General features: G+C 72.8%; 25 protein-coding genes and 1 tRNA gene. 7 read left to right on the forward strand and 19 right to left on the reverse strand.

The features are described from left to right. The first annotated feature begins 151 nt into the window (after positions 1-151). Entirely contained in the window at positions 152-961 is an 810-nt protein-coding gene (locus tag ACIPSC_RS13960; RefSeq protein ID WP_400825604.1) for a phosphatase PAP2 family protein, read from the forward strand. Here ACIPSC_RS13960 and ACIPSC_RS13965 read toward each other — a convergent pair. Continuing rightward, on the reverse strand, positions 912-1,100 hold the full coding sequence (locus ACIPSC_RS13965; RefSeq protein ID WP_400825607.1) for an I78 family peptidase inhibitor: 189 nt from the start codon (positions 1,098-1,100) through the stop codon (positions 912-914). The two genes, ACIPSC_RS13960 and ACIPSC_RS13965, sit on opposite strands and share 50 nt — an antisense overlap. Positions 1,101-1,165: 65 nt before the next feature. Between ACIPSC_RS13965 and ACIPSC_RS13970 the strand changes: the two genes are divergently transcribed. Further along, positions 1,166-1,438 carry a DUF6343 family protein gene (locus ACIPSC_RS13970; protein ID WP_400825609.1) on the forward strand — a complete coding sequence of 91 codons (273 nt, stop codon included), beginning with the start codon at positions 1,166-1,168 and terminating at the stop codon, positions 1,436-1,438. Between the two features lie 96 nt (positions 1,439-1,534). Here the strand turns inward: ACIPSC_RS13970 and ACIPSC_RS13975 are convergent, their stop codons facing one another. The 15 genes from ACIPSC_RS13975 to ACIPSC_RS14045 all read right to left on the reverse strand — a co-directional run bounded on the left by ACIPSC_RS13975 (position 1,535) and on the right by ACIPSC_RS14045 (position 19,265). Continuing rightward, the gene (locus tag ACIPSC_RS13975; RefSeq protein WP_400825611.1) at positions 1,535-2,941 is read right to left on the reverse strand and encodes an aspartate aminotransferase family protein; all 1,407 of its coding nucleotides are present in this window, start codon (positions 2,939-2,941) and stop codon (positions 1,535-1,537) included. Next, complete coding sequence (gene dxs / locus ACIPSC_RS13980; protein WP_400825614.1) at positions 2,931-4,841, reverse strand: 1-deoxy-D-xylulose-5-phosphate synthase; 1,911 nt, start codon at positions 4,839-4,841, stop codon at positions 2,931-2,933. The genes ACIPSC_RS13975 and dxs overlap by 11 nt, the downstream gene beginning before the upstream one ends. A gap of 121 nt (positions 4,842-4,962) precedes the next feature. Continuing rightward, entirely contained in the window at positions 4,963-5,988 is a 1,026-nt protein-coding gene (hpnH, locus tag ACIPSC_RS13985) for an adenosyl-hopene transferase HpnH (RefSeq protein ID WP_400825616.1), read from the reverse strand. 2 nt (positions 5,989-5,990) lie between these two features. Beyond that, complete coding sequence (locus ACIPSC_RS13990; RefSeq protein WP_400825618.1) at positions 5,991-6,680, reverse strand: 1-hydroxy-2-methyl-2-butenyl 4-diphosphate reductase; 690 nt, start codon at positions 6,678-6,680, stop codon at positions 5,991-5,993. After that, positions 6,677-8,767 carry a squalene--hopene cyclase gene (shc, locus tag ACIPSC_RS13995; RefSeq protein WP_400825621.1) on the reverse strand — a complete coding sequence of 697 codons (2,091 nt, stop codon included), beginning with the start codon at positions 8,765-8,767 and terminating at the stop codon, positions 6,677-6,679. The genes ACIPSC_RS13990 and shc overlap by 4 nt, the downstream gene beginning before the upstream one ends. Before the next feature lie 7 nt (positions 8,768-8,774). After that, entirely contained in the window at positions 8,775-9,863 is a 1,089-nt protein-coding gene (locus ACIPSC_RS14000) for a polyprenyl synthetase family protein (protein WP_400825622.1), read from the reverse strand. Positions 9,864-10,000: 137 nt separating this feature from the next. Beyond that, positions 10,001-11,434 (reverse strand): hydroxysqualene dehydroxylase HpnE, encoded by a 1,434-nt coding sequence (gene hpnE / locus ACIPSC_RS14005; protein WP_400825624.1) that lies wholly within the window; start codon positions 11,432-11,434, stop codon positions 10,001-10,003. A gap of 175 nt (positions 11,435-11,609) precedes the next feature. After that, complete coding sequence (gene hpnD, locus ACIPSC_RS14010) at positions 11,610-12,467, reverse strand: presqualene diphosphate synthase HpnD (protein WP_400826084.1); 858 nt, start codon at positions 12,465-12,467, stop codon at positions 11,610-11,612. Positions 12,468-12,508: 41 nt separating this feature from the next. Next, a complete protein-coding gene (gene hpnC, locus ACIPSC_RS14015; protein WP_400825626.1) occupies positions 12,509-13,438 on the reverse strand; it encodes a squalene synthase HpnC in 930 nt (309 codons plus the stop codon). Positions 13,439-13,805: 367 nt separating this feature from the next. Further along, positions 13,806-14,615, reverse strand: a complete 810-nt coding sequence (locus ACIPSC_RS14020) for an ABC transporter ATP-binding protein (RefSeq protein ID WP_400825627.1) — start codon at positions 14,613-14,615, stop codon at positions 13,806-13,808. Then, positions 14,608-15,549 (reverse strand): ABC transporter permease, encoded by a 942-nt coding sequence (locus tag ACIPSC_RS14025; protein WP_400825629.1) that lies wholly within the window; start codon positions 15,547-15,549, stop codon positions 14,608-14,610. Before ACIPSC_RS14025 ends, ACIPSC_RS14020 begins: the two co-directional genes overlap by 8 nt. Before the next feature lie 183 nt (positions 15,550-15,732). Beyond that, the gene (locus tag ACIPSC_RS14030; protein WP_400826085.1) at positions 15,733-16,578 is read right to left on the reverse strand and encodes a glycosyltransferase family 2 protein; all 846 of its coding nucleotides are present in this window, start codon (positions 16,576-16,578) and stop codon (positions 15,733-15,735) included. A 53-nt stretch (positions 16,579-16,631) separates the two neighbouring features. Next, positions 16,632-17,369, reverse strand: a complete 738-nt coding sequence (locus ACIPSC_RS14035; protein ID WP_238862672.1) for a CDP-alcohol phosphatidyltransferase family protein — start codon at positions 17,367-17,369, stop codon at positions 16,632-16,634. A 91-nt stretch (positions 17,370-17,460) separates the two neighbouring features. Next, entirely contained in the window at positions 17,461-18,522 is a 1,062-nt protein-coding gene (locus tag ACIPSC_RS14040) for an iron-containing alcohol dehydrogenase family protein (protein ID WP_400825630.1), read from the reverse strand. Beyond that, on the reverse strand, positions 18,510-19,265 hold the full coding sequence (locus ACIPSC_RS14045) for a sugar phosphate nucleotidyltransferase (RefSeq protein WP_400825631.1): 756 nt from the start codon (positions 19,263-19,265) through the stop codon (positions 18,510-18,512). The genes ACIPSC_RS14040 and ACIPSC_RS14045 overlap by 13 nt, the downstream gene beginning before the upstream one ends. 531 nt (positions 19,266-19,796) lie before the next feature. On the opposite strand from ACIPSC_RS14045, the gene idi reads away from it, so the two are divergent. Further along, entirely contained in the window at positions 19,797-20,453 is a 657-nt protein-coding gene (gene idi / locus ACIPSC_RS14050; protein ID WP_400825633.1) for an isopentenyl-diphosphate Delta-isomerase, read from the forward strand. 90 nt (positions 20,454-20,543) lie between these two features. Here idi and ACIPSC_RS14055 read toward each other — a convergent pair whose 3' ends face one another. After that, positions 20,544-21,047, reverse strand: coding sequence for an ATP-binding protein (locus tag ACIPSC_RS14055; protein WP_400826086.1), 504 nt, complete (start codon positions 21,045-21,047; stop codon positions 20,544-20,546). 337 nt (positions 21,048-21,384) lie between these two features. On the opposite strand from ACIPSC_RS14055, the gene ACIPSC_RS14060 reads away from it, so the two are divergent. From ACIPSC_RS14060 to ACIPSC_RS14070, 3 genes are all read left to right on the forward strand, one after another. Beyond that, positions 21,385-21,469, forward strand: a tRNA-Leu gene (locus tag ACIPSC_RS14060). Between the two features lie 405 nt (positions 21,470-21,874). Continuing rightward, the gene (locus ACIPSC_RS14065) at positions 21,875-23,560 is read left to right on the forward strand and encodes an APC family permease (protein ID WP_400825635.1); all 1,686 of its coding nucleotides are present in this window, start codon (positions 21,875-21,877) and stop codon (positions 23,558-23,560) included. 105 nt (positions 23,561-23,665) lie between these two features. Then, positions 23,666-24,043 (forward strand): DUF559 domain-containing protein, encoded by a 378-nt coding sequence (locus ACIPSC_RS14070; RefSeq protein ID WP_400826087.1) that lies wholly within the window; start codon positions 23,666-23,668, stop codon positions 24,041-24,043. A gap of 110 nt (positions 24,044-24,153) precedes the next feature. Here ACIPSC_RS14070 and ACIPSC_RS14075 read toward each other — a convergent pair whose 3' ends face one another. After that, positions 24,154-24,582, reverse strand: coding sequence for a hypothetical protein (locus ACIPSC_RS14075; RefSeq protein WP_400825636.1), 429 nt, complete (start codon positions 24,580-24,582; stop codon positions 24,154-24,156). 59 nt (positions 24,583-24,641) lie between these two features. Between ACIPSC_RS14075 and ACIPSC_RS14080 the strand changes: the two genes are divergently transcribed. Continuing rightward, entirely contained in the window at positions 24,642-25,109 is a 468-nt protein-coding gene (locus ACIPSC_RS14080; RefSeq protein ID WP_400825638.1) for a MarR family winged helix-turn-helix transcriptional regulator, read from the forward strand. A 244-nt stretch (positions 25,110-25,353) separates the two neighbouring features. On the opposite strand, the gene ACIPSC_RS14085 is transcribed toward ACIPSC_RS14080, so the two are convergent. Beyond that, positions 25,354-26,343: a class I SAM-dependent methyltransferase gene (locus ACIPSC_RS14085; RefSeq protein ID WP_400825639.1), complete on the reverse strand. Its 990-nt coding sequence runs from the start codon at positions 26,341-26,343 to the stop codon at positions 25,354-25,356. Positions 26,344-26,469: the final 126 nt, after the last annotated feature.

Here is a 26,469-nt window from a genome sequence, read left to right on the forward strand (position 1 = left end):
GGGAATGCCTGCCCGAATACCGGACACACGAGCGATCGAAGAATATCGGAAAAGCATCTCCGTATGACCGGATTCCGGCCGCATCGATGCTTTCCGGAGAATTCCGAATTCCCCGGCGGGCGGCCCGGACCCCGTAGGTATGGTCACCGGCGTGCAAGCGCCGAGTGAATTGCCGGAGAACCAGACCAGCCGCCGTGAGCGCGCGCGCCGCACCCCCGCCCAGCCCGGCCGGGACGCCGGCTGGCCGCCGCTGAGCCGGCGCCACGCCGGCCTGCTCGCGCTGACCTGCCTCGGCTACCTGCTGGTGGTGGCCGGCGTGCTGCTGGACACTGCCCTGGTCGACCTCGACTGGTCGCTCCGCCTGCTCCGCCCCTCCGAACGGTGGCCCGGCCTGCAACCACTGCTCGACAACTGGGTGGTGGCCGGGCAGCGCGGTCCCTCCGCGATCGCGGCCTTCGCCTGGCTCGGCTGGCGCGCCCACCGGCTCCGGCGGCTGCGCCCGCTGCTGGTGATGGGCGCCGCGCTGCTGCTGCTCAACGTCACGGTGGGTGCGGTGAAGATCGTCACCGGCCGGCTGGGCCCGCACTACGCCCACTACGTCGGCTCGCCCGAGCTGTTCTCCGGCGGCACCATATTCCCCTCCGGCCACACCGCCAACGCCGTCGTCACCTGGGGCGTCCTCTCCTACCTGGCCGTCCGCTGGGGGCGAACCGGCGCGGTGCTCGCCGCCACCACCGCCTGCTCGGTCGGCCTGACCACCGTCTACCTGGGCACCCACTGGGTGTCCGACGTGCTGGCCGGCTGGACCGCCGGGCTGCTGGTGCTGCTCGCGCTGCCGCTGCTCGAACCCCTGGTGACCGCCGCCGAACAGCGGGTGGCCGCCCGCCGGGCCCACCGGACGGCTCCGGCGGTCATCCCTCCCAGGAGCGTTCCACGACCCCGTCGCGAACCGCGAGGTTGAGCCGGCCCTCCCGGAAGTCCATCGTCATCGGCGCCCCGGGCGCCAGCACCCGGACCGAGGCCCAGCCGTGCCGGCGGGCCAGCTCCTGCGCCCGCTCCACCCGCAGCCCCGCGTAACCCTCCGCGTCCGCCTCGGTCATCGCGCCTCCCCGCCTCCGCCCCGGACGTACGCTGGAATCGTAGACCGCCGAAGGAGGTGACGGGCGTGCGCACCACGACTCCGCGCCGGTGGCGGAGCGGCACCGAACCCGCCACCGCCCGCAGCGATCTCAAGCTGCGCTACCTGCTCTCGCTGACGTTCACCCCGCTGTTCGCCATCGCCACCGTGGCCTTCGCCGTCTGGGCCGCCAACGCCCCCGAGTACGGCGCCCCCAGCCGGGGCACGCTCATCGGCTTCGCGGTGGCCTGCGGGATCCTCACCCTGTTCGCCGTCGTCGATCTCGTCATCGTCGTCCGGCGCCGCCGGACCGAGCTCTGACGCGGTGTCTCCCCCGGAGGGGGAGGCCGGGCGGGGGCCGGCCTCCCCCTCCACGGCGTCCGCGGGACGGAGCTCCGGACGCTCCCCGGACAGGGCCTAGCGGTTGCCGACCGCCTGCTTCACCAGGGTCCGGCCGAAGTCCCACATCAGCCCGCTCCCCCGGTGGGCGTCGTCCATCACGTCGACGAAAGCGTCCATGAAGCGGTCGACGTCCCGCTCGGTGATGATCAGCGGCGGGATCAGTTTGATCACTTCCAGGTGGTCCCCGGACACCTGGGTGAGGATCCGGTGCCGCTGCAGCAGCGGGACGACCACCATCTGCGCGAACAGGCCCTTCCGGGCGGCCTGCAGCGCCGTCCAGCCGGTCCGCAGCTTCAGCGACTTCGGCCGGCCGAACTCGATGCCGATCATCAGACCGCGGCCGCGGACCTCGGCCAGCAGCTCGTACCGCTCGACCAGCGCCGCCAGCCGCTCGCGGAACAGGTCGCCGATCCGGCCCGCGTTCTCGACCACCTTCTCGTCCCGCATCACCTCCAGGGTGGCCAGTCCCGCCGCCATCGCCTGCGCGTTGGAGCCGAAGCTGGCCGAGTGCACCAGCACCCGGTCCATCGAGGAGTACACCTTCTCGAAGATCCAGCTCTTGCCGAGCGTCGCCCCGACCGGCACGTAGCCGCCGGAGAGCGCCTTGGCCGCGCAGACCAGGTCCGGCAGCACGCCCTCCTCGTGCTGGTAGGCGAAGAAGTCGCCGGTCCGGCCGACGCCGGTCTGCACCTCGTCGCAGATCAGCAGCGCCTTGTGCGCGTGCAGCAGCTCCTGCGCCTCGCGCAGCCAGCCCGGCGGCGGCGCCTGCACGCCCTTGCCCTGGATTGGCTCCACGATCAGCGCCGCGACGTCGCCCTTCTTCAACTCCTTGGCCAGGGCCGCGAGATCGCCCAGCGGGACGGCGGTGTCCGGCAGCAGCGGGTCGAAGCCCTTGCGGAACCCGCTCTCCCCGTTGACCGAGAGCGAGCCGGTGGTCAGCCCGTGGAAGGCGTGGTCCGCGTAGAGGATCCGCCGGCGCCCGGTCGCGTACCGCGCGAACTTGAGCGCCGTCTCGACCGCCTCGGTACCGCTGTTGCCGAAGAAGACGCGGTCCAGGCCGGGCGCGTACGAGAGCAGCCGTTCGGCGAAGAGGCCCGGCAGCGGCGAGCAGTCGAAGCGGACCAGGTCCGGCAGGTCGAGGTCCATCACCTGCTGGATCGCCGAGCGCACCACCGGGTGGTGGCGGCCCAGTGCGAAGATGCCGAACCCGGCCAGCATGTCCAGGTACTCGTTGCCCTCGGCGTCGTAGAAGTACGGCCCCTCGGCGCGCTCGTAGTACTTGTCGAAGCCGATCGTGTGCAGCATCCGCGGCAGCTGCGGATTCAGGTAGCGGCTGTGCAACTCGTACCGCTCGGCGCCGCGTTCGGCGATCAGGGCGGCGAGGTCGAAGCGGGGACCGGTTCGGTCGGGGTCAGCCGGCATGGCGCTGTTTCGCTCCTCGGGTCGGTAGCAGGTTCTTGGCGAAGGCGGCGGTCTGGGCGGCGACCCCGGTACCGGTCAGGCCGGTCTCCTCCAGGATCTCGCCGCGCGCGGCGTGCCCGAGGAACTCCTGCGGCAGGCCGAGCACCCGTACCGGGACGTCCACGCCGGCGTCCTGCAGTGCCTGGGCGATCGCTGCGCCGACGCCGCCGGTGCGGCCGTTGTCCTCGACGGTGACCACCAGCCGGTGTTCGGCGGCCAGCACGGCGAGGGCCGGGTCGACCGGCTTCACCCAGCGCGGGTCGACGACGGTCGCGGTGAACCCCTCGGCCAGCAGCAGCCGGGCCGCGTCCAGCCCGGCACCGGCCGTGGTGCCGACTGCGACCAGCAGGATCTCCGGCAGCTCGCCGGTGCGCAGCAGCACGTCCACGCCGCCGATCCGCTCCACCGCGGGGACGGCCGGCCCGATGTTCGCCTTCGGGAAGCGGACCACGGTCGGGGCGTCCGGGACGTCCACCGCCTCGCGCAGCTGTGCCCGCAGCTGGTCGGCGTCGCGCGGCGCGGCGAGCCGCAGGCCGGGGACGACCTGGAGGATCGACATGTCCCACATGCCGTTGTGGGAGGCGCCGTCCGGGCCGGTCACGCCGGAGCGGTCCAGCACGAAGGTGACGCCCAGCCGGTGCAGGGCGACGTCCATCAGCACCTGGTCGAAGGCCCGGTTGAGGAAGGTCGCGTAGACCGCCACCACCGGGTGCAGTCCGCCGGTGGCCAGCCCGGCCGCGCTGGTCACGGCGTGCTGCTCGGCGATGCCGACGTCGAAGGTCCGCTCCGGGAACGCCTTGGCGAACTTGGCGAGCCCGACCGGTTGGAGCATGGCGGCGGTGATCGCGACCAGGTCCGGCCGCTCCGCGCCCAGGGCGTACATCTCGTCGCCGAACACGGACGTCCAGGAGACCCCGCCGCTGGGCGAGATGGGCAGGCAGGTGTACGGGTCGATCGGGCCCACCGCGTGGAAGCGGTCCGCCTCGTCCTGTTCGGCCGGGCGGTAGCCGCGGCCCTTGACGGTCAGGCAGTGCACGATCACCGGACCGCCGAAGCCGCGTGCCTGGCGCAGCGCCTGTTCGATCGCGGGCAGGTCGTGCCCGTCGATCGGCCCGAGGTACTTGAGCCCGAGGTCCTCGAACATGCCCTGCGGGGCGAAAGCGTCCTTGAACCCCTTCTTGGCACCGTGCAGCGCGTCGAAGATCGGCTGGCCGACCAGCGGGGTCCGCTGCAGCGCCCCCTTGCCGAGCGCGAGGAAGCGCTCGTAGCCCTGGGTGGTGCGCAGCGTGGCGAGGTGGTTGGCCAGGCCGCCGATGGTCTTGGCGTAGGAGCGCTCGTTGTCGTTGACGACGATGACCAGGGGCCGGTCCCGGGCCTCGGCGATGTTGTTGAGCGCCTCCCAGGCGAGCCCGCCGGTGAGGGCGCCGTCGCCGATGACCGCGACGGTCTGCCGGTCGTACTGGCCGAGCAGGCGGGCCGCCTTGGCCAGGCCGTCCGCGTAGGACAGCGCGGTGGAGGCGTGCGAGTTCTCGACCAGGTCGTGTTCGGACTCGGAGCGCGAGGGATAACCGGAGAGCCCGCCCCTGCTGCGCAGTTTCGAGAAGTCCTGCCGCCCGGTGATCAGTTTGTGGACGTAGCTCTGGTGGCCGGTGTCCCAGACGATCCGGTCGTAGGGCGAGTCGAAGACCCGGTGCAGGGCGATGGTCAGCTCCACCACGCCGAGGTTGGGGCCGAGGTGGCCGCCGGTCCGGGTGACGGCATCGATCAGGAAGTTGCGGATCTCGTCGGCGAGGAGCGGTAGCTCGGCGGCCGGGATCTTCCGCAGGTCGGCCGGGGACTTGACGCTGGAGAGCAGTGACATGTGTTCACCTCACGACTCGGGGTGGTGCGGTGGTTCGGGTGGTACCCGTGGTGCGGCGGTACGCCCGGTGCAGGGGCCGCCCGGCCCGGGAGGCCGTTCCCGTGCCGGGCAGGGGGTGCGATCAGCGGCCGCGGTTGGCGCCGACGGTGTCGGTGATCGCGCGCAGTGATTCCTTGAGCGAGCCCATGGTGGCGAGGACCGCGGTCGGCTCGTAGCCGCAGTGCGCCATGCAGTTGGCGCAGCGGGCGTCCCGGCCGCGGCCGTACTTCGACCAGTCGGTCTCCTCGATCAGCTCGCGGTAGGTGGCGACGTAGCCGTCCGCCATCAGGTAGCAGGGGCGCTGCCAGCCGAACAGCGAGTAGTTGGGGATGCCCCAGGCGGTGCACTCGAAGTCGACCTTGCCCTCCAGGAAGTCCAGGAAGAGCGGGCTGTGGTTGAGCCGCCAGCGGCGCCGGTTGCCGCCGGCGAAGGTCTTGCGGAAGAGCTCGCGGGTCTGTTCGACGCCGAGGAAGTGCTCCTGGTCGGGGGCCTTCTCGTAGGCGAACGCCGGGGAGATCATCATCTCGTCGACCTGGAGTTCGTCGTTGAGGTAGTCCAGGACGTCGATGATGGTCTGCGGGGTGTCGGTGTTGAAGAAGGTGCTGTTGGTGGTGACCCGGAAGCCGCGCCGCTTGGCCTCCTTGATCGCCTCCACCGCCTCGTCGAAGGTGCCCTCCTTGGCCACCGAGGCGTCGTGCCGCTCGCGCAGCCCGTCGATGTGCACGGTGAAGGTGAAGTAGGGCGAGGGCGTGAACCGGTCGAGCTTCTTGCGCATCAGCAGCGCGTTGGTGCAGAGGAAGACGTACTTGCGGCGCGCGACCAGCTGCCGCACGATCTCGTCGATCTGCGGGTGCATCAGCGGCTCTCCGCCGGCGATCGAGACCATCGGCGCACCCGACTCCAGCACCGCGCCGACCGCCTGCGCGACCGGCATCCGCTGCTTCAGCACGCCCGCCGGGTGCTGGATCTTGCCGCACCCCTCACAGGCCAGGTTGCAGGCGAAGAGCGGTTCCAGTTCGACGATCAGCGGGAACTTCTCCCGCCGCCTGAGCTTCTGCTGCATGAGATAGGTACTGACCCGCACGGTCTGGCGCAGCGGCATGGCCATGGCTAGCTCGCCTCCTGGGGGATCGAGGGTGTGGGGTGGGTGAGGGCGCCGGGTGCCGGGCGCCGCCGGTCCGGCCGGTTCTGTTCGTGCCAGTCGACCAGCGCGGGCACGGCGGCCCGCAGCGTGCGCCAGGCCCGGACGCCGGCCGGCAGGGTGCCCGGCCGCAGCAGTTCGTGCTCGGGGGTGTCGACCACCACCCGCAGGACGGCCGCGGGCAGCACCGGGCGGAGCTCGTGCAGGGCGGCGAGGACGGCGGCGGCCTCCATGTCGACGGCGAGCGCCCCCTGCAGGTGCAGGGCGCGCCGCTCCAGGCCGCGCACCACGTGGTCGGCGGTGTGGTGGGTGCCGGTGTGGGCGGTGAGGCCGCGCGCCCGCAGGGCCCGGGTGAGGTCGGGGCCGGAATCGACGGCGAAGTGGTTGCCCTCGGCGTCGCGCACCCCGTCCGCGACGATGATGTCGGCGGGGGCCACGCCGGGCCCGACGGCGGCGCCGAAGCCGGCCACCACGACGGCGCCGTAGCCGCCGGGGGCCGAGGTGAGCAGCCGCCGTACGGCGTGCGAGGCGCGCCGGCGCCCGACGCCGGTGCGCACGAGCACGGGTGGACCGCCGGCCGCGCCGCGCCAGTCCCCTCCGCGCAGGGCCCAGACCTCGGGGCCGAGCGCGCAGAGCACCAGCAGCGGGGCAGGGTTCACCGGGCCGCCCCGATCGCCGGGGCGCCGGTGGCCGGGCGGCCGGTGGCGGGGTTGCCGTGCAGGTACCGGCCCAGTGCGGTGACCGGGAAAACCAGCCGGTACAGGTGGTAGTTGATGGAGAAGTCCCACGGGAAGCCGGTGCCGGTGAACTGCGGTTCGTCCCAGGTGCCCTCGGGCAGCTGAGTGCGGACCAGCCAGTCGACGCCGCGTTCGACCGCGGGGTTGGCCCGGCCGTCGGGGCCCTCGCCGGCCGCGAGCAGGGCCATCAGGGCCCAGGCGGTCTGCGAGGCGGTGGAGTCGCCGCGCCCGGCCCAGCGGACCGGGTCGTCGTAGGAGCGCATGTCCTCGCCCCAGCCGCCGTCGGTGTTCTGGCGGTCCTCCAGCCAGCGGACGGCGCGGCGGATCGCAGGGTGCTCGTCCGGGACGCCGACGGCGACGAGGGCGGGCAGCACCGAGCCGGTGCCGTAGATGTAGTTGGTGCCCCAGCGGCCGAACCAGGAGCCGTCGGCCTCCTGGTTGCGCAGCAGCCACTCGACGCCCCGGCGGGTGCTCGGGTCCTTGGCCCTGCCGACCTCGGCGAGCATCTCCACCACGTGTGCGGTGACGTCGGCGGACGGCGGGTCGACCACCTCGCCGAAGTCGCAGAACGGCAGCTTGTTGGGCAGGGTGCTGGTGTTGTCGACGTCGAACGCGCCCCAGGCGCCGTTCTTGGACTGCATGCCGAGGTTCCAGCCGACGCCGCGGTCGACCGCTCCGCCGACCTTGGCGGGGTCGGGGTGGCGGACCCGGCGCAGTGCGAGGACCACCTCGGCGGTGTCGTCGATGTCGGGGTAGGTGTCGTTCTCGAACTCGAAGGCCCAGCCGCCGGGGGCGAGCGAGGGCCGTTGCACGGACCAGTCGCCGCGCCGGGTGATCTCCTCGGCGAGCATCCAGTCGACGGCGGAGACCAGGGCGGGGTGGTCGGCCGGCAGCCCGGCGTCGACCAGTGCGATGGTGGCCAGGCAGGTGTCCCAGACCGGGGACTGGCAGGCCTCCAGCCAGCGGCGGCCGTCCTCGGTGTGCACGGTGAAGCGGTCGAAGGAGGAGAGTCCGGCCTGCATCACCGGGTGGTCGAGCTCGTAGCCCTCCAGGTGCAGGGCGATCAGTGAGTAGACGGCGGGCGGTTGGATGCCGCCCCAGCAGCCGTCCGCCTCCTGGCGTTCGACGATCCAGCGGCAGGCCTGGGAGACGGCGAGCCGGCGCAGCGGGCGCAGGGCCCGGCGGTGGTAGGCGTGCAGGACCTTGTCCAGGCGTTCGAAGACGCCGTCCCAGCTGGTGGCGGGGGCGAGCGGGCGCTCGGGGAAGGGGTGGTCCGGGTCGGTGTGCAGCTCGGTGAGCGGGAAGGGCGCGGGGCGGACCGGGCGGTGGGCCGAGACGATGGTCAGCGGCACGATGGTCTGGCGGGCCCAGCAGCCGAAGGCGTAGATGTTCAGCGGGAGCCACTTGGGCAGGAACATGATTTCGGGCGGCATCTCGGGCAGCCGTTCCCACGGCCACCAGCCGAAGAGCGCGAGCCAGATCCGGGTGAAGACCCGGGCGGCCGCGATGCCGCCGGCGGATCTCACGTAGCGGGCGGCGGCGGCCATGTGCGCGTCGTTCGGGTCGTCGCCGGCGAGTCTGAGGGCGACGTAGGCCTCGACGGTGGTGGAGAGCTCGGGCGGCCCGCCGTGGAAGGTGGACCAGGTGCCGTCCTCCCGCTGTTGGGAGCGGATCCACTCCGCGGTGGCCTTGGTCTGGTCCTCCGTCCGGATCCCGAGGAACTGCCGGAGCAGTAAGTCCTCCGCGTCCATGGTGACGTTGGTTTCCAGGTCTCCCTTCCACCAGCCCTCGGAGCTCTGCAGCGATAGCAGGTGGGTGGTGGCCCGGGCCAGGGCCTCCTCGGCGGAGGCGGGCCCGGGCGGCTGGTCGGGCGCCTCGGCCGCCCGTACCGGCTCGGGCCCCGCGGGCTGCCACCGGCCGGCGCTCAGCAGCGCCGGCGGGCGGTCGCCCACCGCGACCGGCTCGGAATCGTACTCAGGGTCGAGCCGGCCGTCCGCGGTTGCTGTCAACGTAACGTCACCTCTCTCGTACCACCACGAATTCGGCGAGTGCGACGAAGTGCTCGCGCACTGCGTCGGGCATGGGCACCTCGTCCAGGGCGGCGAGGGCAGTCGTGTGCTGGCGGCGGGCCTCTTCCTGGGTCCAGGCGCGGCCGCCGGCCTCCTCGATCAGGGCGGCGCGGGCGGCGAGCTCGGGCTCGCTCTCCTCGCCGCGCCCGGTCGGGTCGGCCAGCTGCTCGGCGAGCTTGCGGGAGGCGGCACCGCCGTCCGCGAGGGCAGCGGCGACCGGCAGGGACTTCTTGCGCTGGCGCAGGTCGCCCCAGTGCGGCTTGCCGGTGACCTCGGTGGCGCCCCAGATGCCGAGCAGGTCGTCCACCGCCTGGAAGGCCAGGCCCAGGTGGTGTCCGTAGCGCTCCAGCGCACCCGAGACGCGGTCGTCGGCACCGGCCAGGACGGCGCCGATCGCCGAGGCGGCGGCGAGCAGGGCGGCGGTCTTGCCTCCCTCCATCTCCAGGCACTCGTTGACGGTGACGCTGTCCCGCTGCTCGAAGGCGACGTCCATGGCCTGGCCGTCGATGAGCTTGCGGGTCGCGGTGGTGAGCAGGCGGACGGCGCGCGCGGCGTCGGTGGCGCTCGCGTCACCGGAGGTGGCCGCGTCGAGCAGCACCTCGGTACCGAGCGTCGCCAGTGCGTCGCCGACCAGGATCGCCTGGGCCGGACCGAAGACCGTCCAGGCGGTGGCCCGGTGCCGTCTGGTCTCGTCACCGTCCATCAGATCATCATGGAGCAGGGAGAAGTTGTGCACCAGTTCAACAGCCACCCCGCCGGGCACTCCGGCCTCGGACGGAGCGCCCACGGCCTGGGCGGAGAGCAGCGCCAGGGCCGGGCGGACGGCCTTGCCGCCGTCCCCCGCGGACGGCGTGCCGTCCCGGTCGATCCAGCCGAAGTGGTACGCGGCGACGGTGTCCATCGGTGCCGCCAGACGGGCGACGGCGGCCTTCAGCGGCGGGGTGCAGAGCGTTCGGCTACGGGCGAGCAGTTCCGGCACCGAGACCGGTTCGGCGTGCGCCGTGCCTCCGACGGCAGTGCCGGTGCGTGACTCCACGTGCGTTCCCTCTCCCTGGTGGTGCCGGGCCGCACGGGACGGCCGGGCGCTTGCGATGTCGATGAGACCGGTACGGCCGACGGCGACGGACCCGCCGGCTCTCGCGGGGTCGCCGGGGCCGGCGGCGGGGCCCTGGGTCACCTGGGCCACCTCCCGTCGCCCCGGTCCACCGGGAGCCGGGTGCCGGCGGCGGCCGGCGCGGCGTCGGCCGCGGCGTGGCCGCTGCGGACGGCGCCTTCCATGGTGGCGGGCCAGCCGGTGGCCGTCCACGCGCCGGCCAGCAGCAGGCCCGGGACCCTCGTCCGGGCGGACGGGCGCAGGGCGGCGGTGCCCGGGGCCGGGTCGAAGGTGGCGGTGCGCTCACGGGTGACGAAGAAGTCCAGCACCTCGGCGCCGCCGGCGGCCGGGAGCAGGCGGGCCAGCTCCGGCAGGTAGCGGCGGCGCAGCTCCGCCACCGGCAGGTCGATCTCGTCCTGCACGGCGGACTGCGAGAGGGCCAGGTACTGGGCGCCTGGGTGCGCCCGGCCGAGCGCGGTGCCGGCCAGGCCGGAGTGCCCGGTGCGGTCGAAGACCCACTGCACCGGCGAGCCGAGCGCGGCGAAGAACGGGCGGCGCAGCACCTTGCGGTCGTAGACCACGTGGACGTTGAGGATCGGCGCGGTGCCGAAGCCGGCCAGCCGGTCCTGCCCGGGGACGGCGTCCGGCGGCAGCAGTGCGGCGGCGGTGTCCTGGGCGCCGGCCAGCACCACGGTGTCGGCGGTGAGCAGCTCGCCGCCCTCCAGCCGGACGGCGTGCTGCGGCGAGGCCGGCTTGAGCTCGGCGGCCCGGGCGCGCAGCAGCACCGTGACTCCGGCGCGCTCCAGCTCGGCGAGCGCCCGGTCGTGGTGGATCCGGCCGAGCGGGACGGCCGCCATGCCGATGTCGGAGGCTCCCGGATCGGAGAGCAGGCCGGTCTTGAACACCATCGCGGCCAGCGCCAGCGACACCTGGTCGGCCCGGGCGTTCAGGGTGGCCACGCCGACCAGGTCCCAGAGGGCGGCGACGGTCCGGTCGTTCTGCCCGTTTCCGCGCAGCCAGGCGCCGAAGGAGACGGCGTCCAGCGCCGGGTCGGCGAGGTCCAGCCCCTGCAGCGCGAGCGCGCCGCGGACCACCCGGGCGCGGTCGGCCGGGCCCAGGTGCGGGTAGCGGGCCAGGCTGCCGGCCAGGTGGAGCGGGACGGGCAGGCCGGCCCGGCGCAGCCGGCCCAGGGTGCGCTCGGGGGCGCCCTCGGGGCCGGAGACGCCGAGCACGGGCACGTCCAGCCGGTCCTGGAGGTGGACCAGCCGGCCCGCGCCGAGGCGGTCCAGCAGACCGCGGTAGGCGGTGCAGCAGCGCAGGTAGACGTGCTGGCCGTTGTCGACGGTCAGCTCGCCGCGCTGGAACGAGAAGGCCAGGCCGCCCAGCCGGGGGCGCCCCTCGACCAGGGTTACCCGGTGGTCGGCCTCGGCCAGCCGCAGCGCGGCGGTGATGCCCGCGAGGCCGCCGCCGACGACCACGGCGGCCGGGCGCGCGGCATCGGCTCGCCCGGTCATCGGCCCTCCCCCTCGCATCCGGCGCCCGGCCGGACGGCGGCCGGGGCACTCGTGGTCAACCCGGTCGTGGCCGAGGCGGCCGCGCCCGGCACGGTCGTGCCCAACACGGTGGACAACACGGCTCCACCCATCAGTGATTCCCCGCTGACACAGCGTGACAGAACTGCGGCAAGAATCAAGAACGCCCCCCGGCGAGCCCGGAAAGCGCCACGTACGCCTTCTCCCAGCCCGGCAGCGAGACCCGGCCGCGCAGCACCGACTCCGGGTCGGCGGCGATCCGGCCGAGCAGCCGGTGGTAGATGCCGGCCATCGCCGCGGTGCAGGCGCGGCTGCGGCGGTCGAGCATCGGCAGCAGCCGCAGGCCCTCCTCGAAGGCGGCCTGGGCCCGGGCGGCCTCGAACGCCACCAGGCCGGCGAAGTCCGCTCCGGCCGGCGGCCTGGACAGCGCGAAGCCCTGCTGGCAGCCGAACCGCACGAGGTCCTCGGCGGGCAGGTACGTCCGGCCGTTCAGGGCGTCCTCGCGCAGGTCGCGCAGGATGTTGGTGAGCTGCAGCGCCAGGCCCAGGGTGTCGGCGTAGTCCGCGCCGCGCTCCGGGTCCTCGCAGCCGTAGACGCCGAGCGAGAGCCGGCCGATCGCGCCCGCGACGCAGCGGCAGTAGACCTTGAGCTCCTCGTACGTCTGGTACTCGGCGCCCTTGAGGTCCATCTCGACGCCGTCGATCAGCTCGTCGAAGCCGCCGAGCGGGATCGGGAAGCGCCGCGCGGCGTCGGCCAGGGCGACCTTGATCGGGTCGGTGTCGTCCTCGGCGACCACGCCGGCCCGGATCTCGTCCAGCAGCTCGCGGGTGCGCAGCAGCGCCTCGGCCTTGCGGTCGTCGGGGAGGTCCCCGTCGCCGATGTCGTCGACCCGGCGGGCCAGGGCGTACAGGGCCGACATGGCCAGCCGCTTCGGCTCCGGCAGCAGACGGATGCCGTAGCTGAAGTTGCGGGCCTGCAGTCCGGTGACTGCCTCGCAGTACCGGTACGCCGCCATGACCTGCGCCGACGCCAGTGGTGATGCCGCCACTCGGGCGTTCACCTTCCCTTCGCGAAGATGGCCGCCGCCTTCGCTGCGAGGCGGCGCTTGTCCGGCTTCGCCTGCTGGGCGAGCACGTCGTACCCGGCGTCCTCGATGGCCGCCAGGGCCGCGTACCCCCCGGCGGTGAATCCCGCCAGGAGCAGTCGAAGCCTCCCCCGAACCGTACCTACCAATGGCGCGCCGCGGTCGAGCAGGGTGCGGGCCCGGTCGGCCTCGAAGGCGATCAGCTCGCGTACGGCGCCGCTGGCGGTCGGCGCGGCGAGCTCGGCCTCGGTGACGCCGAACCGGGCGAGGTCCTCGGCCGGCAGGTAGATCCGGCCGTGGGAGAGGTCCTCCGCGACGTCCTGGAGGTGTTCGACCACCTGGAGGGCGCTGCAGACGGCGTCCGAGAGCTCGATCCGCTCGGGGGTGGAGACGCCGGCGATGGCCAGGACGAGGCGGCCGACCGGGTCGGCGGAGAGCGTGCAGTAGCCGATCAGGTCGTCGTAGGTGGCGTAGCGGGTGGTGGTCTGGTCCACCCGGTTGGCCTCGATCAGACGGCGGAACGGCTCCGGGGTCAGCCCGTGCCGGTCCACCACGGGGACGAGGGCGCGCAGCAGCGGGTGGCGGGGGGCCTCGGCGGCCGCGGGGTGCAGGGCGGACTCGAAGACCCGGTCGAGGTCCTGCTCCAGTCCGTCGAGCAGCGCGAGCCGGAAGGCGGTCTCCGCCGGAGTGGGCGGGCCGCTCTGGGCCGAAGGGGTGGCGGGGGGCCGCTCGGCCACCCCGAGCAGCCGGGCGGCACCGGCCGGGTCGGCGAGGTCGCCGTCGCCGGCGTCGTCCACCAGTCGGGCGAAGCCGTAGACGGCCATCAGGTCGCCCCGCCAGGCGGCGGGCAGGAAGAACGGGGCGACCGGGAAGTTCTCCGCGTTCGCCTTGTCCAGCGTCACCCCCGTCGAACGGTCCGCTGGCTCACTACTGGGCTGGGCCGAAGCCGACACTGCAGTCACTCCCCCGTTCTACACCGCTCCGCACGTCCGGCCCGAGTCGGACACGCGTCCGATACCGGGAGTCCCGTGCGACACACCACCCCCGCGCCTACAGCCTGACACCAGCGGCCGCGCCGGAGAAGGGCGCCCCGCCCGGCACACGGGGCGCTCACCCGGGCAGCGGCGGGCCACCCGGGCGACCGCCCGACGCCGGCTCGAACGCCCGCCCGACCGCCCGCCCGGCGCCCCGGACGGGCCCGGGAACGCCGCAAGGGCCGGTGACCGGGGTGTCCCGGTCACCGGCCCCGCGCGTGCGGGCCGGGCGGCGCTACGGGCGCTCGCCGCGCTCGTACCGGCCGACGACCTCCTCGGTCGGACCGTCCATGACCAGCTCGCCGGCCTCGATCCAGATGGTCCGCTCGCAGACCTCGCGGATCGAGGCGTTGTCGTGGCTGACCAGGAAGACCGTACCGGCGGACTTGCGCAGCTCGTCGATCCGGGCCTTGCTGCGCTGCTGGAACGACTGGTCGCCGGTGGCCAGCGCCTCGTCGATCAGCAGCACGTCGTGGGTCTTCGCCGCCGCGATGGAGAACCGCAGACGGGCACCCATGCCGGAGGAGTAGGTGCGCATCGGCAGGGAGATGAAGTCGCCCTTGTCGTTGATCCCGGAGAAGTCGACGATCTCCTGGTAGCGCGCCCTCACCTGGGCCGGGGTCATCCCCATCGCCAGGCAGCCGAGGACGACGTTGCGCTCACCGGTGAGCTCGTTCATCAGCGCCGCGTTGACGCCCAGCAGCGAGGGCTGGCCGTTGGTGTAGATGGCGCCGCGCTCGGTCGGCAGCAGGCCCGCGATGGCCGCGAGCATGGTCGACTTGCCCGAGCCGTTGGAGCCGATCAGGCCGATCGCCTCGCCCTTGTAGGCGGTGAAGCTGATGCCCTTGACCGCGTGCACCTCGCGCACGCCGGCGGCGCGCTTGCGGCTGATGATGCGGCTCATCGCGGAGGTGGCGCTGCCCTTGCCGGAGCCGGCGCCGTGCACCTTGTAGACGATGTGCACGTCGTCGACGACGACGGTGGGCTCGCGCGCGACGTCGGTGTCGTTGACCAGGTTCGCCTTGCGCAGGTCGGTGTCAGCCACGGCCGTACTCCTCCTCGGCCTTCCAGAAGAAGACGTATCCGATGACGAACATCCCGACCGCCCAGGCGATGCCGAACTTCCACTGGTGCGCCGGGAACTCCTGGTGCGCCGGGAGGTGCTTGTTGTAGATGACGGGGGCGAAGGCGTGCCGGACCAGGTCCATGTAGACCGAGGCCGGGTTGAGCTGCATCACCTTCTGCCAGAACGGCGGCCAGGTGTTGATCTTGTCCTGGATGCTGAACATCACGCCGGACAGGAACATCCAGGCCCGCATCGCGAACGGGATCAGCTGGGAGATGTCGCTGGTCTTGGAGCCGATCCGGGCCATCACCAGGGCGATGCCGGTGTTGAACATCGACTGCAGCAGCAGCGCCGGGACCACCAGGACCCAGGTGCGGCCCGGCGCGATCCCGCTCGCCAGCACGACGCCGACCAGCACGACCATCGAGATCAGCAGCTGCTGGAGCTGGATCACGGTGAAGGCGATCGGCAGCGAGGCGCGGGGGAAGTGCAGGGCGCGGATCAGCCCGAGGTTGTCGGCGATCGCCCGGGTGCCGGACTGCACGGCGTTCTGGGTGAACTGGAAGACGAAGACACCGATGCAGAGCCAGGCGGTGTAGGTGCCCTCGGGGAAGTTGTCCTTGCTCTTCAGGATCACACCGAAGACGAGGTAGAAGACCGCGCAGTTCAGCAGCGGGGTCACGACCTGCCAGAGCTGACCGAGCTTGGCGTCGGTGTACTGCGCCACCAGGCGGGCGGTGGCGAAGGCCCAGATGAAGTGCCGGCGGGCCCAGAGCTGCTTGGTGTAGGCGACCAGGCCGGGTCGTCTGCCACTGACCGCCAGGCCGTACTTGTCCGCAAGCTGCTTGGGGGTCAGGCCTGCGTCCGCCCCCCTCGGGGCCGAGAGGCTGACGGGTTCACTCACTGTCGACACATTCGTCCTTCGCGCGGGATCGGGTCGGGGCGGGCCGGTCGGCGGGGGTCCGCCGGCCTTTCGCCGATGGGGATCCACTCGGATCACGGGGGTTGCGGCCGGTGCTGGTCCACCGGCCGGTGCGATCGGCCTGCCCTGCGGCTCGCGACGCAGGGCAGGCCGTCGCTTCTGTCGTCCGACGGATCAGACGACCGGCGGTCGGCCCAGCCTGGTCAGTTGCCAAACGGTACGCCATCGCATGGGCCGCCGCTTACCGCAGGGTTCGCGCCAGCCCGCCCGGAACCCGCCCCACCAGGCCTTCAGCGCCTCCTTGGACGGGCGGCGGGCCAGCGTGAGCAGGAACCAGGTTCCCAAGTAGAGAGGCACCAACAGGGCCGGAAGGTTCCGCCGGGCCAGCCAGACCCTGTTCCGGGCCACGTTGTGGAAGTACGCGGCGTGCCGGGCGGGCGAGGTCGCCGGGTGGTACAGCACCACGTCGGCCCGGTAGTCGATGGCCCAGCCGGCGTCCGCTGCGCGCCACGCGAGGTCGGTCTCCTCGTGCGCGTAGAAGAACTCGGCGGGCAGCTGCCCGGCCTGCTCGAACACCGTGCAGCGCACCGCGCTCGCACCGCCCAGGAAGGTGGTCACCCGGGACGAGCGCAGCGGGTCGCTCGCCCGCAGCCGGGGGACGTGCCGGCGCTGGGTGACGCCGGTCTCGGGATCGGCGATCCGGAAGCTGACGATGCCCAGCCGCGGGTCGGCCGTGAAGGCCTCGCGCAGCAGCCGGGCCGAGTCGGTGCCCGGCAGCAGGCCGTCGTCGTCCAGGAAGAGCACCGCGTCGACGTCCCGGCCGTCCTTGCCGAACAGCTCGATGCCGACGTTGCGCCCGCCCGGGATGCCGAGGTTCTCCGGCAGCTCGACGCTGCGCACGTCGGCGGGGAGGGACGGCAGCGGGGCGCCGTTGGCGACCACGGCCAGCTCGACCCGCGGGCCCTCCTGGGCGCGGACCGAGGCGATCAGGGCGTTGAGCTCCTCCGGCCGGTTGCCCATGGTGATGATGACCGCGCCGAGCCGGAAGGTGTCGGCCCCGGTCTGCACGGCGCTCACCGCAGCCTGCTCGAAAGGACGATGCTCAGCAGGTGGAGCACGGTCTGCAGCATCGCGATCGCGGCCAGCACGACCACCGCGAGCCGGGTGAAGAACAGCCCGCCGTGCACGGCGTCCGCGACGCCCGCGGCGAGGATGAACAGCGAGGCCTCGACCGCGCCCACCAGGCGGTGGAACTTGAGGACGGAGGCCGCCCGGCGGGCCTTGGCGACGCCGGCCGAGCGCGGCACCGAGGCGCTGTCCTCGACCGCGGTCATGCCGCTGCGGGCGCGGGCCACGTCCACCAGGTCCGTCTCGGACTTGATCAGGATCGCGCCGAGCGCGGCCAGGGTGCCGAGGAAGGCCCACTCCCAGTGCGAGCCGCCGCCCTCGCGGTGCAGCAGGTCGGTGGCGCGCAGGCCGAGGCCGGTGAGCAGGGCCGCCTCGGACATGTAGTGGCCGACCCGGTCCAGGTAGACACCGGTGAGCGAGGTCTGCCGGCGCCAGCGGGCGACCTCGCCGTCGACGCAGTCCAGCAGCAGGTAGACCTGGATGAGCAGGGCGCCGAGGACCGCGCCGACGAGGCCCGGGACGACGAGCGCGGCACCGGCCAGGATGCCGGTGAACATCATCAGGTAGGTCAGGCCGTTGGGCGTGATCGCCGTCATGGTGGAGAGCACGCGGGTGATCCGCAGCGAGATCTTCCGCATGTAGAGGCGGCCGGCCCAGTGCTCCGCGCTGCGGCGCTGGAGCATGCCCTCCGGGTGGATCACCGCGCGCAGCTCCTCGATGGAGGGGCGGCGGGTGAGGTCCACCGGGGCCGGGGGAGAGCCCTTCGTGGCGGGGTCAGCTGTTGACGGCTTGGACATAGTCGGCGTACGCGTCCCTGATGGCTGAAGGGGAGAGGTCGAGGTGCTCAAGGATGGTGAAGCGGCCCGGACGGGTGTTCGGAGCGTAGTGCACCGCTTCGGTGAACTCCGCCTCGGTGAAGCCGATCTGAGCTGCGGTCACCGGCAGCCCGTGGAGCGCCAGGCGCTCCACGATCAGACCGGTCAGCTCGCGCTCGCCCCGCAGGAAGCTGGCGAAGGCGGCCCCGAGGCCGACCTGCTCGCCGTGCTGGGCGGACCGCTTGGGATACAGCACGTCCAGGGCATGCGAGATCTCGTGGCAGGCGCCCGAGGAGGGCCGGGTGCTGCCCGCGATGTTCATCGCGATGCCGGACAGTACCAGGGCTTCCGCGAGCGCAGTAAGGAGGTCCTGATCCTGAAGGTTTCCTGGGTGGCGCAGCAGGTTCTCGCCGGCCGAGCGGGCCATCGCGACGGCCAGTCCGTCCACCGGTTCACCGGTCACGGCCTGCGACAGCTCCCAGTCGGCGCAGGCCGAGATGTTGGAGATGACGTCGCCGATCCCGGCCGCCACGAAGCGCGGCGGGGCCTGCCGGATCACGTCCAGGTCCACCACGATCCCGATCGGGCCGGGCACCCCGTAGGAGCCCCGGCCGGCGTCGTTGTCGAGGGTGGAGACGGGCGAGCAGATGCCGTCGTGGGCGAGGTTGGTCGCGACCGCGACCAGCGGCAGGCCGACCCGGGCGGCGGCGTACTTGGCGGCGTCGATGATCTTGCCGCCGCCGAGGCCCACGATCGCGTCGTAGTGCCCGCCGCGCATCGCCTCGGCCAGCCGGACCGCGCTGTCCAGGCTGCCGTCGTCGACGTTGTACCAGTCGGCACCGGGCAGGGCCGGCTCCAGCCGCGCGCGCAGCACCGCCCCCGAGCCGTTGCTGATCGCCACCGCGATCCGGCCCGAGGCGGAGAGCCGCTGGTCGGCGAGGATCCCGCCGAGCGCGTCCAGCGCGCCCGAGCGGATCTCCACGAAGACCGGCGACGGCACCAGCCGGGTCAGTACTGGCACGCGATCTCCCGCGCCTTGGCCAGGTCGTCGTGGTTGTCGACCTCGACCCAGGACACCTCGCCGATCGGCTGCACGTCGATCCGCAGGCCGCGGTCGACCATCTCCTGGTAGCCGTCCTCGTAGTACAGCTGCGGGTCGCGCTCGTAGGTGGTGCGCAGCGCGTCGGTGAGGTCGGCGGCGGCGGCCGGGTTGATCACGGTGACGCCGATGTACTCGCCGGTGGCCTCGGACGGGTCCATCAGCTTGGTGATGCGGCGCATGCCGGCGGCGGGGTCGACGACGACCTTCATCTCCTCGTCGGCGAGCTTCTTCACCGTGTCGAGGGCGAGCAGGATGCCGGGGGCGTTGCCGCTCTCGACGAGCCGGGCGTTGCCCTCCAGCATGGTCCGCTGGACGGAGGCCGGGTGGACGGTGTCGCCGTTGGCGAGCAGCAGGCCCTCGGTGAAGAGCTCGCGGGCGCACCAGAGGGAGTAGGCGTTGTTCCACTCCTCGGCCTTGTCGTTCTCGACCAGGGTGAGCTTGACGCCGTACTTCTGCTCCAGCGCCGCCTTGCGGTCGTACACCGCCTCCTTGCGGTAGCCGACGACGATCGCCGCCTCGCGCAGGCCGACCTCGGCGAAGTTGCCGAGCGTGAGGTCCAGGACGGTCCGCTCTCCGTCGACCGGCACCAGCGCCTTGGGCAGGGTGTCGGTGTACGGGCGCAGTCGGCGGCCGGCGCCGGCTGCCAGGACGAGGCCGATCATGCGGGGGTCTCCTGATCCGTCGTGCTCTGGTGATCCGTTGATCCGTCGTGTCCGCTGGTCCGTCGGTCCGGTGCGGGCCGTGCGGTCCCTCGGTGGGTGCGCTGCCGCCCGTCCGCCCCTCGGGGTCGGAGCGCCGCCGGCGCGCGGGTGGGCGCGCCGGTGCCGGCGGGGATGCGGGCACCGCGTCGTATGTGATGGTAGGCGACCGTGGCGACCAGCCCGAACGGGGCCGGGGCCCGGCGGACACCGGGCCAAGGGCGGGCCGCGGCCGGGCCGGGCCGGTGCGGCGGGGGTTGTGAAGGAGGAGTGCCGCCGGGGTGCCGGTTTCGCCGTGCGTGCACCATCGGATCGAACGCCGGCCGAACGGGACCCGAACGGTTCTGCTAATCCACTGCCCGTTCCGGGGACGGGATCGGACCGGGTTCGGTCATGATCGGCCCGGTTGTGCGTGGGACCCCTGTGCACCGCCACCCGTACGGCAGACTGGAGCACGACGCCACCGGTGCTCCCTTTGCCCCCGAAAGAGGCCTCATGCCCCAGAGTCTGCCGACCAGCCCGACGCACTTCACCTCCGAGATCGACACCGGTCTCGACGTGGAGACCGACGTGACGGCCGACCCGACTGCCGCGGCCGGGACCGGAGCCGCCGGGCCGGAGATCCTGCTGGAGCTCGTCGACGACGAGGGCGTGACCATCGGCACCGCCGAGAAGCTCTGGGCCCACCAGCAGCCTGGCCGGCTGCACCGGGCGTTCTCGGTGTTCCTCTTCGACCGCCAGGGCCGCCTGCTGCTGCAGCGCCGCGCGCTGGGCAAGTACCACTCCCCCGGCGTCTGGTCGAACACCTGCTGCGGCCACCCCTACCCCGACGAGCAGCCGTTCGTCGCCGCCGCCCGGCGCACCGCCGAGGAGCTGGGCGTCGCCCCGGCGCTGCTCTGCGAGGCGGGGACGGTCCGCTACGACCTGCCGGACGAGGCCTCGGGCCTGATCGAGCGGGAGTGGAACCACCTGTTCGTCGGGCTGGTCACCGCGCCGGTGCGGCCGAACCCGGAGGAGGTGGACGACTTCGCCTTCGTCACCGCGCAGGAGCTGCGCGAGCTGCAGGAGGAGCGGCCGTTCTCGGTCTGGTTCCGGACCGTCTTCGAGGCGGCCCTGCCCGGTATCCGCGAGATCGCCGGCCGCGACTGGTAGGCACCCGACCGGCGTCCGGTCATTCCGGCTCCGGGCCGGCCGTCCGGCTCCGGGCGGTCACTCGGGCCGATCGCTCGACCGCCCGGGCGGTCACTCGGCCCCGGGCCGGTCCGCGTCCTGCCCGGGGATGGGCAGCGAGGCCCAGATGACCTTGCCGCCCTCCCCCGTGCGCTCGACGTCGCAGATCCCCCCGGCCTGCAGCGTCACGCTCTTCACCAGCAGCAGCCCGCGCCCCCCGGTCCGTCCGGTGTCACTCTCCAGCGCCTTCGGCCGGTACGGGTCGCCGTCCTCGACCGAGACCCGCACCCAGCCGCCCCGCACCGCCAGCTCGGTGGTCACCTCCGGCGAGAGCTCCGCAGCGTGCGTCACGGCGTTGCCGACCAGCTCGGAGACGATCAGCAGCACGTCGTCCACCAGCTCCTGGTAGCGCACCCCGGCCATCCCCTGGGCCAGCAGCCGGTCCCGCACCGCGTGCCGGGTCCGCGGCACGGAGGCCTCGGCGGCCGGCACCGCGAACCGCCACACCCCGTCGACCGGCTGCCCGGCCCCGGCCCGTCTCGGCTCGGCCTCCGCCGTCCCGCTGATCTGCTCCAGCTCCACGTCCAGCCGCCCTTCGTCCGCGACCCCGGGAATCAGGCGTTCCGCTCATGGCGCCCTCGGTCCACAGAGGCTAGGAGAGCCGCCGGGGGGTCCGGGGCACCGTCGACAACTTGCCCGTGTCGGATCGTTCCCGCCCGATTGCGATCGCTCCACCCTCTCAACCCGACCGCTTCCCGCCCCCGAAACCACCGCTTCGCTCAGATCATCGACCCGTCCCGGCCACCCCCGCGATCCCCACCGGGGAAACGCAGGTGAGAAGCACTCCAGAACCCTGGTAATGTTCTCTCTGTCGCCGAGGGGGCGAGAGAAAAGCCCCCGAAGCACACACCCCGTCCGGGTGGCGGAATGGCAGACGCGCTAGCTTGAGGTGCTAGTGCCCTTTATCGGGCGTGGGGGTTCAAGTCCCCCCTCGGACACCGGCGATTCCCCGTGGGAACTCGAAAGAGATCCCACGGGGAATTTCTCTTTGTGGGCCCGCTTTTGCGGCTCTGCGGCGCATTGCGGTGGGGGCATTGCGGTGGGGGCACTGCCGCCGCACCGCAAATTCCGCCGCGGCCTCGGGCCCTGCCTCCGGCCTCGGCCCGTTCCCGGCCTCGCGGCACGCGACTGCGCGCCGGCGCGTACGCCACTCCCCCGACCGGCCCCGTGCCGCAGCCGTGCGCCGCCGCCACGCCCCTGACCTGCGGGCATCGTGCTCCGATAGTCGGACACGAGATGGCAACGATCGAACAATCTGAGCTTCATCTGAGGCTTTCGCCCGATTTCGCACCATAGTCTGCTCTGCGTTTGTCCTGGCCCCGACGAGAGAGAGGACCGATTCGTTGAGCGCGCCCGATTCGACGACGGCATCGACGGCCTCCCATCAGAACTACCGACGTTCGCTCGGCACCATCAGCCTGACCGCGGTCGGGCTCGGCTCGATCATCGGGTCGGGCTGGCTGTTCGGAGCCGAGCGCGCGGCCAGACTGGCGGGCCCCGCGTCGATCGTGGCGTGGGTGATCGGGGCCGCGGTCGCGCTCACCATCGCGCTGACCTACAGCGAGCTCGGCTCGATGTTCCCCAAGGCCGGCGGCATGGTCCGGTACGGCCAGTACTCGCACGGGTCGCTGGCGGGCTACCTGGCCGCCTGGGCCAACTGGATCGCGATCGTCTCGGTGATCCCCGGCGAGGCGACCGCCTCGGTCCAGTACATGAGCTCGTGGGACTTCGGCTGGGCCAAGGGCCTCTTCGACGGGCAGGAGCTGTCCGTCAGTGGCGTGGCCCTGGCCAGCGTGCTGCTGGTCGGCTACTTCGCGCTGAACTGGTTCGCGATCACGCTGTTCGCCAAGACCAACACCGCGATCACCGTGTTCAAGGTCGTCGTGCCGACGCTGACGGCGGGCGCTCTGCTGCTCGCCCACTTCGACACCGCCCACTTCACCGACCACGGCGGCTTTGCGCCGAACGGCTGGAGCGCGGTCTTCACCGCGGTCGCCGTCTCCGGCATCGTCTGGGCCTTCAACGGCTTCCAGTCCCCGCTGAACCTGGCCGCCGAGGCGCGCAACCCCGGCAAGTCGCTGCCCAAGGCCGTGATCGGCTCGATCCTGATCGCCCTGGTGATCTACGTCGCGCTGCAGGTCGCCTTCCTGGGCGCCATCCCGTCCGCGGACCTCTCCGGCGGCTGGGGCTCGCTCGGCTACACCTCCCCGCTGGCCGACCTCTCCATCGCCTGGGGCCTGAACTGGCTGGCCCTGCTGCTCTACGCGGACGCCTTCGTCTCCCCCAGCGGCACCGGCATGATCTACGCCGCCACCACCTCGCGCATGATCCACGGCGTGCAGGAGAACGGCCACCTGCCGTCCCTGTTCGGCCGGGTGGACCCGAAGACCGGCATCCCGCGCCCGGCCCTGCTGCTCAACCTGCTGATCGCCTTCCTCTTCCTCGCGGTCTTCCGCGGCTGGGGCTCGCTCGCCGAGATCGTCTCGGTGGCCACCGTGATCTCGTACATCACCGGGCCGGTCGCCGTCATGGCGCTGCGCCGACTGGCCCCCGAGCTGCCGCGCCCGGTCCGCCTGCGCGCGATGCCGGTGGTCGCCCCGGTCGCCATGGTCTTCGGCTCGCTGGTGCTCTACTGGGCCCGCTGGCCGCTGACCGGCAAGGTCATCCTGCTGATGGCGGCCGGTCTGCCGATCTGGGCCTGGTACGAGCTGCGCAAGCCGTTCGCCGAGCTGAAGCCGCACCTCAAGGCGGGCGCCTGGATGGTCGCCTACCTGTTCGTGATGGCCGCCGTCTCCTGGGCCGGCTCCGCCGACTTCGGCGGCCACGGCTACCTGCCGGAGGGCTGGGACCTGCTGATCGTCGCGGCTCTCGGGCTCGCCTTCTACCGGTGGGGCGTCGCGAGCGCCTGGGACAACCCGTCCCTCGCCGCCGTCAAGGCCGAGCTCGCCGCGGAGGCCGCGGAAGCCGACGGCACCCCCGACGCCACCGCCCACCTGCCCCACCAGGCCGGCGAAACGTCGCGCGTCTGAGCGGCCCGCGCACCGACAAAGGAGAGAGGGGCGCGTCGAGCATCGAGCTCGACGCGCCCCTCTCCCCTGTCGCCCGGTGCATCCTCATGGCCCGAGAAGGCGTCGATCGCTGTCGGTGCCTTGCGGAATACTGGACGGCTCCTCCATCAGTGGGGACTCCGCTACCGGGTCAACACCAAGGTGCCCGGGATGCCACGGCGGACGGTCGACATACTCTTCCTCGGCCCGCGCGTCGCCGTCTTCCTCGACGGGTGCTTCTGGCACGGGTGCCCCGACCACGCAACCAGCCCGAAGGCCAACGCCGACTGGTGGCGCACCAAGCTGGACAAGAACCTCGCGCGGGACCTGGAGACCACCGAGCACCTCACCGGAACCGGCTGGACCGTTCTGCGCTTCTGGGAGCACGAGCTGCCGGAGGACATCGCGCACACCGTGTACCGACACGTGCGGCCGGACAGCCTGCCGCCGATGCCGCCCTCCTGAGAGGCCTCCTGGCAGAGGCCGGGGGCACCCCGGCAGGTCTTCGGAGCGTCGGTCGAGTGGACTCGGCCGGCACTTCGGCGTGGGGAGGGGTGTTCCCGGCGCCGGGGTGGTCAGGCGGTTGCGGGGTCGGCGGTACGGGCGGCCGCGGTGCGGGCGAGGCGGGCGGCGAGGCCCAGGTGGAGGACGGCGAGCACGGTGCCGCCGGCGGCCATCCCCGGATTGTGGGCCGCCAGGCCGATGGCGGCGTCGCCCGCCTGGACCGCTCCCGCGACCAGCAGCAGCGGCGCCAGACCACGCCCCGTCCGGCTGACGAGCAGCTGGTGCAGCAGGGCCGCGCCGAGCGGCAGGGCGCGGGCCACGTACGCCTGGACGTACAGCCCGGTGAGCGGACCGGCCTGCTCGGCGGTGCCGGGCAGGGCCAGCTCCGGGGAGAGCAGGCCGACGACGGCGGACGCCATGGAGAGCGCGGCCCCGGCCGCGTTGGCGACGGCGAGGGCGCGCATGCCCCCGGTGGCGGCGAGCGTGGAACGGCGCAACATTGAGTCACTCCTCGAATCGTTCTGCCTCTGAATGGTTCCCGCATGCTAGCGTTCCCAGCATGAACGATGTCAACCCCCCACCGGCCTCCTCCCCGCCCCTGACGGCCTCCGTGGTGTTCCGGCTCGGCACCCTCGGCAGTGTCGTCACGGCCCGGTACACCGAGGCGCTGGCGGAGATCGGGCTCAAGCCCAAGCACGTCGGCCTGATGGTGGCGCTGGACTCCGGAGCGCCGCCGTCGCAGCTGGAACTGGCGCGGACCATGGCGGTCGCGCCCAGCCTGGTGGTCTCGCTGGCCGACCACCTGGAGCAGATCGGCGCGGTGGACCGGGTCCGCGACCCGGCGGACCGGCGGCGCCAGGTGCTGGCACTGACCGGTACCGGGCGGGCGCTGCTCGCCGAGTGCGCGGCACTCGCGCACCGGCTGGACGAGGAGGTCACCGCCGCGCTGGGGGCTACGGAGCGCGAGGCGCTGCGGCGCACGCTCGGGGTACTGGGCGCCGAGGTGGGGCTGCCGACCCTGGACTGAACCCGGTGGCGGCCGGCCTTCCGGCGCGGACCCGGGCTGTAGGCTCCGCCCGGGAGCGGGAACGGCGAGAGCCGCGCGGCACAGGGCCACGCGGCTCTCGGGCGCACCGCCGGGTACGCGGGCGACGGACGCGGTTCGGCGCCCGTTCGGCGCCCGGCGGATCGGTGCTTCGGCGACTCGGTGGCTCAGTGACCTGGTGGTTCAGCGGATCACGGCAACCGAGGGGGGTCGGGCGTCGACGCCGTCAGCCGCGGCGGGCGCGGCGGATGGCGGAGGTGACGACCGGGGGGAGGAGGTCTCCGGCGACGCGCTTGGCGACGTTGACCGGGCGCCGGCGCTCGGCCGCGCGGACGCGGCGGGCGTCGAGGTCGGCCGCGGCCGCGCGCTGTGTCCGCAGCTTCTCCTCCTCCGTCTGCTCGGCCTCGCGGCGGGTGGCCTCTGCGGCCAGCCGGTCGTGGTGGCGGGAGGGCCGGAACGGGGCGATCCGCAGCGGATTGTTGCCGATGCGCACCAGGCGCCGGCCGTTCAGCAGCTCGACCGTGATGTCGCAGTCCTCGGACAGGTCCACCCGGTCCAGCAGGTCGCGCTGGGCCGGCTCGGGGTCGCCCCAGGTGCCGTAGAACTTGCCCTCGGTCAGCACGATCGGCTTCAGGCCGTGGTTGAACACGGCCTCCCAGGTCGCGGCGGCCACGCCGGGCGTGTGCGCCGAACGGTAGTCGTCCAGGACCACCACGCCCTCCGGCTGCAGCGCCACCCGGGCCACCTGAAGGTCGCCCACCACGTGCTCGTACAGGTGCGAGGCGTCGATGTGGATGAAACGGAAGGCGCCGGCCGGGATCCGGCCGCCGGCCAGGGTGGAGGTCGGCGCCTGGATGATCTCGGGCAACTCGTCGTGGAAGGAGAGGTAGTTCTCCTCGAACGCGGACCTGGTCAGCGTCTTCCGGTAGGACATCTCCATCTCGGCGGCGTTCTCGTCGTCCGGGGCGTCCGAGTCGAAGAGGTCACAGACGGTGAAGCTCTCGGACGGCTGCAGGTGGTTACCGATGACGATGGCGCTGCGCCCCAGGTAGGCGCCCATCTCCAGCAGGTCGCCGGTCACCCCCGCCTTCTCCTGCCGGGTGAGGAACCACTCGAACAGGTGGCGGTCGTGGTCCCAGAACCAGCCGGGGACGTCATCGAGCACGGCTGGTTCGGCGGGCCGGTGCTGCTCGGTGCGCAAGGCGGCGTCTGTCACGAGGTAGCTCCTTACACGGTACGGACGACCGATGGGAACGGTCCCTGGACTCGGGGCGGCGGGTCCCGGACCGCGAACGGTCTCCCACCCATCATCCGGAGGAGCCGGCGGACCGGCACGGCGAAA

The sequence above is a fragment of the Kitasatospora sp. NPDC090091 genome (genome assembly GCF_044747365.1).
Classification (GTDB): Bacteria; Actinomycetota; Actinomycetes; order Streptomycetales; family Streptomycetaceae; genus Kitasatospora.

What these genes read in the sequence shown, in the direction of transcription:
- ACIPSC_RS13965 (WP_400825607.1), bottom strand. Translation starts at nt 1,100, where the DNA reads ATGACCGAGGCGGACGCGGAGGGTTACGCGGGGCTGCGGGTGGAGCGG.
- ACIPSC_RS13975 (WP_400825611.1), bottom strand. Translation starts at nt 2,941, where the DNA reads ATGCCGGCTGACCCCGACCGAACCGGTCCCCGCTTCGACCTCGCCGCC.
- dxs (WP_400825614.1), bottom strand. Translation starts at nt 4,841, where the DNA reads ATGTCACTGCTCTCCAGCGTCAAGTCCCCGGCCGACCTGCGGAAGATC.
- hpnH (WP_400825616.1), bottom strand. Translation starts at nt 5,988, where the DNA reads ATGGCCATGCCGCTGCGCCAGACCGTGCGGGTCAGTACCTATCTCATG.
- hpnE (WP_400825624.1), bottom strand. Translation starts at nt 11,434, where the DNA reads ATGACCGGGCGAGCCGATGCCGCGCGCCCGGCCGCCGTGGTCGTCGGC.
- hpnD (WP_400826084.1), bottom strand. Translation starts at nt 12,467, where the DNA reads ATGGCGGCGTACCGGTACTGCGAGGCAGTCACCGGACTGCAGGCCCGC.
- ACIPSC_RS14030 (WP_400826085.1), bottom strand. Translation starts at nt 16,578, where the DNA reads ATGGGCAACCGGCCGGAGGAGCTCAACGCCCTGATCGCCTCGGTCCGC.
- ACIPSC_RS14035 (WP_238862672.1), bottom strand. Translation starts at nt 17,369, where the DNA reads ATGCTCCAGCGCCGCAGCGCGGAGCACTGGGCCGGCCGCCTCTACATG.
- ACIPSC_RS14045 (WP_400825631.1), bottom strand. Translation starts at nt 19,265, where the DNA reads ATGATCGGCCTCGTCCTGGCAGCCGGCGCCGGCCGCCGACTGCGCCCG.
- idi (WP_400825633.1), top strand. Translation starts at nt 19,797, where the DNA reads ATGCCCCAGAGTCTGCCGACCAGCCCGACGCACTTCACCTCCGAGATC.
- ACIPSC_RS14075 (WP_400825636.1), bottom strand. Translation starts at nt 24,582, where the DNA reads ATGTTGCGCCGTTCCACGCTCGCCGCCACCGGGGGCATGCGCGCCCTC.
- ACIPSC_RS14080 (WP_400825638.1), top strand. Translation starts at nt 24,642, where the DNA reads ATGAACGATGTCAACCCCCCACCGGCCTCCTCCCCGCCCCTGACGGCC.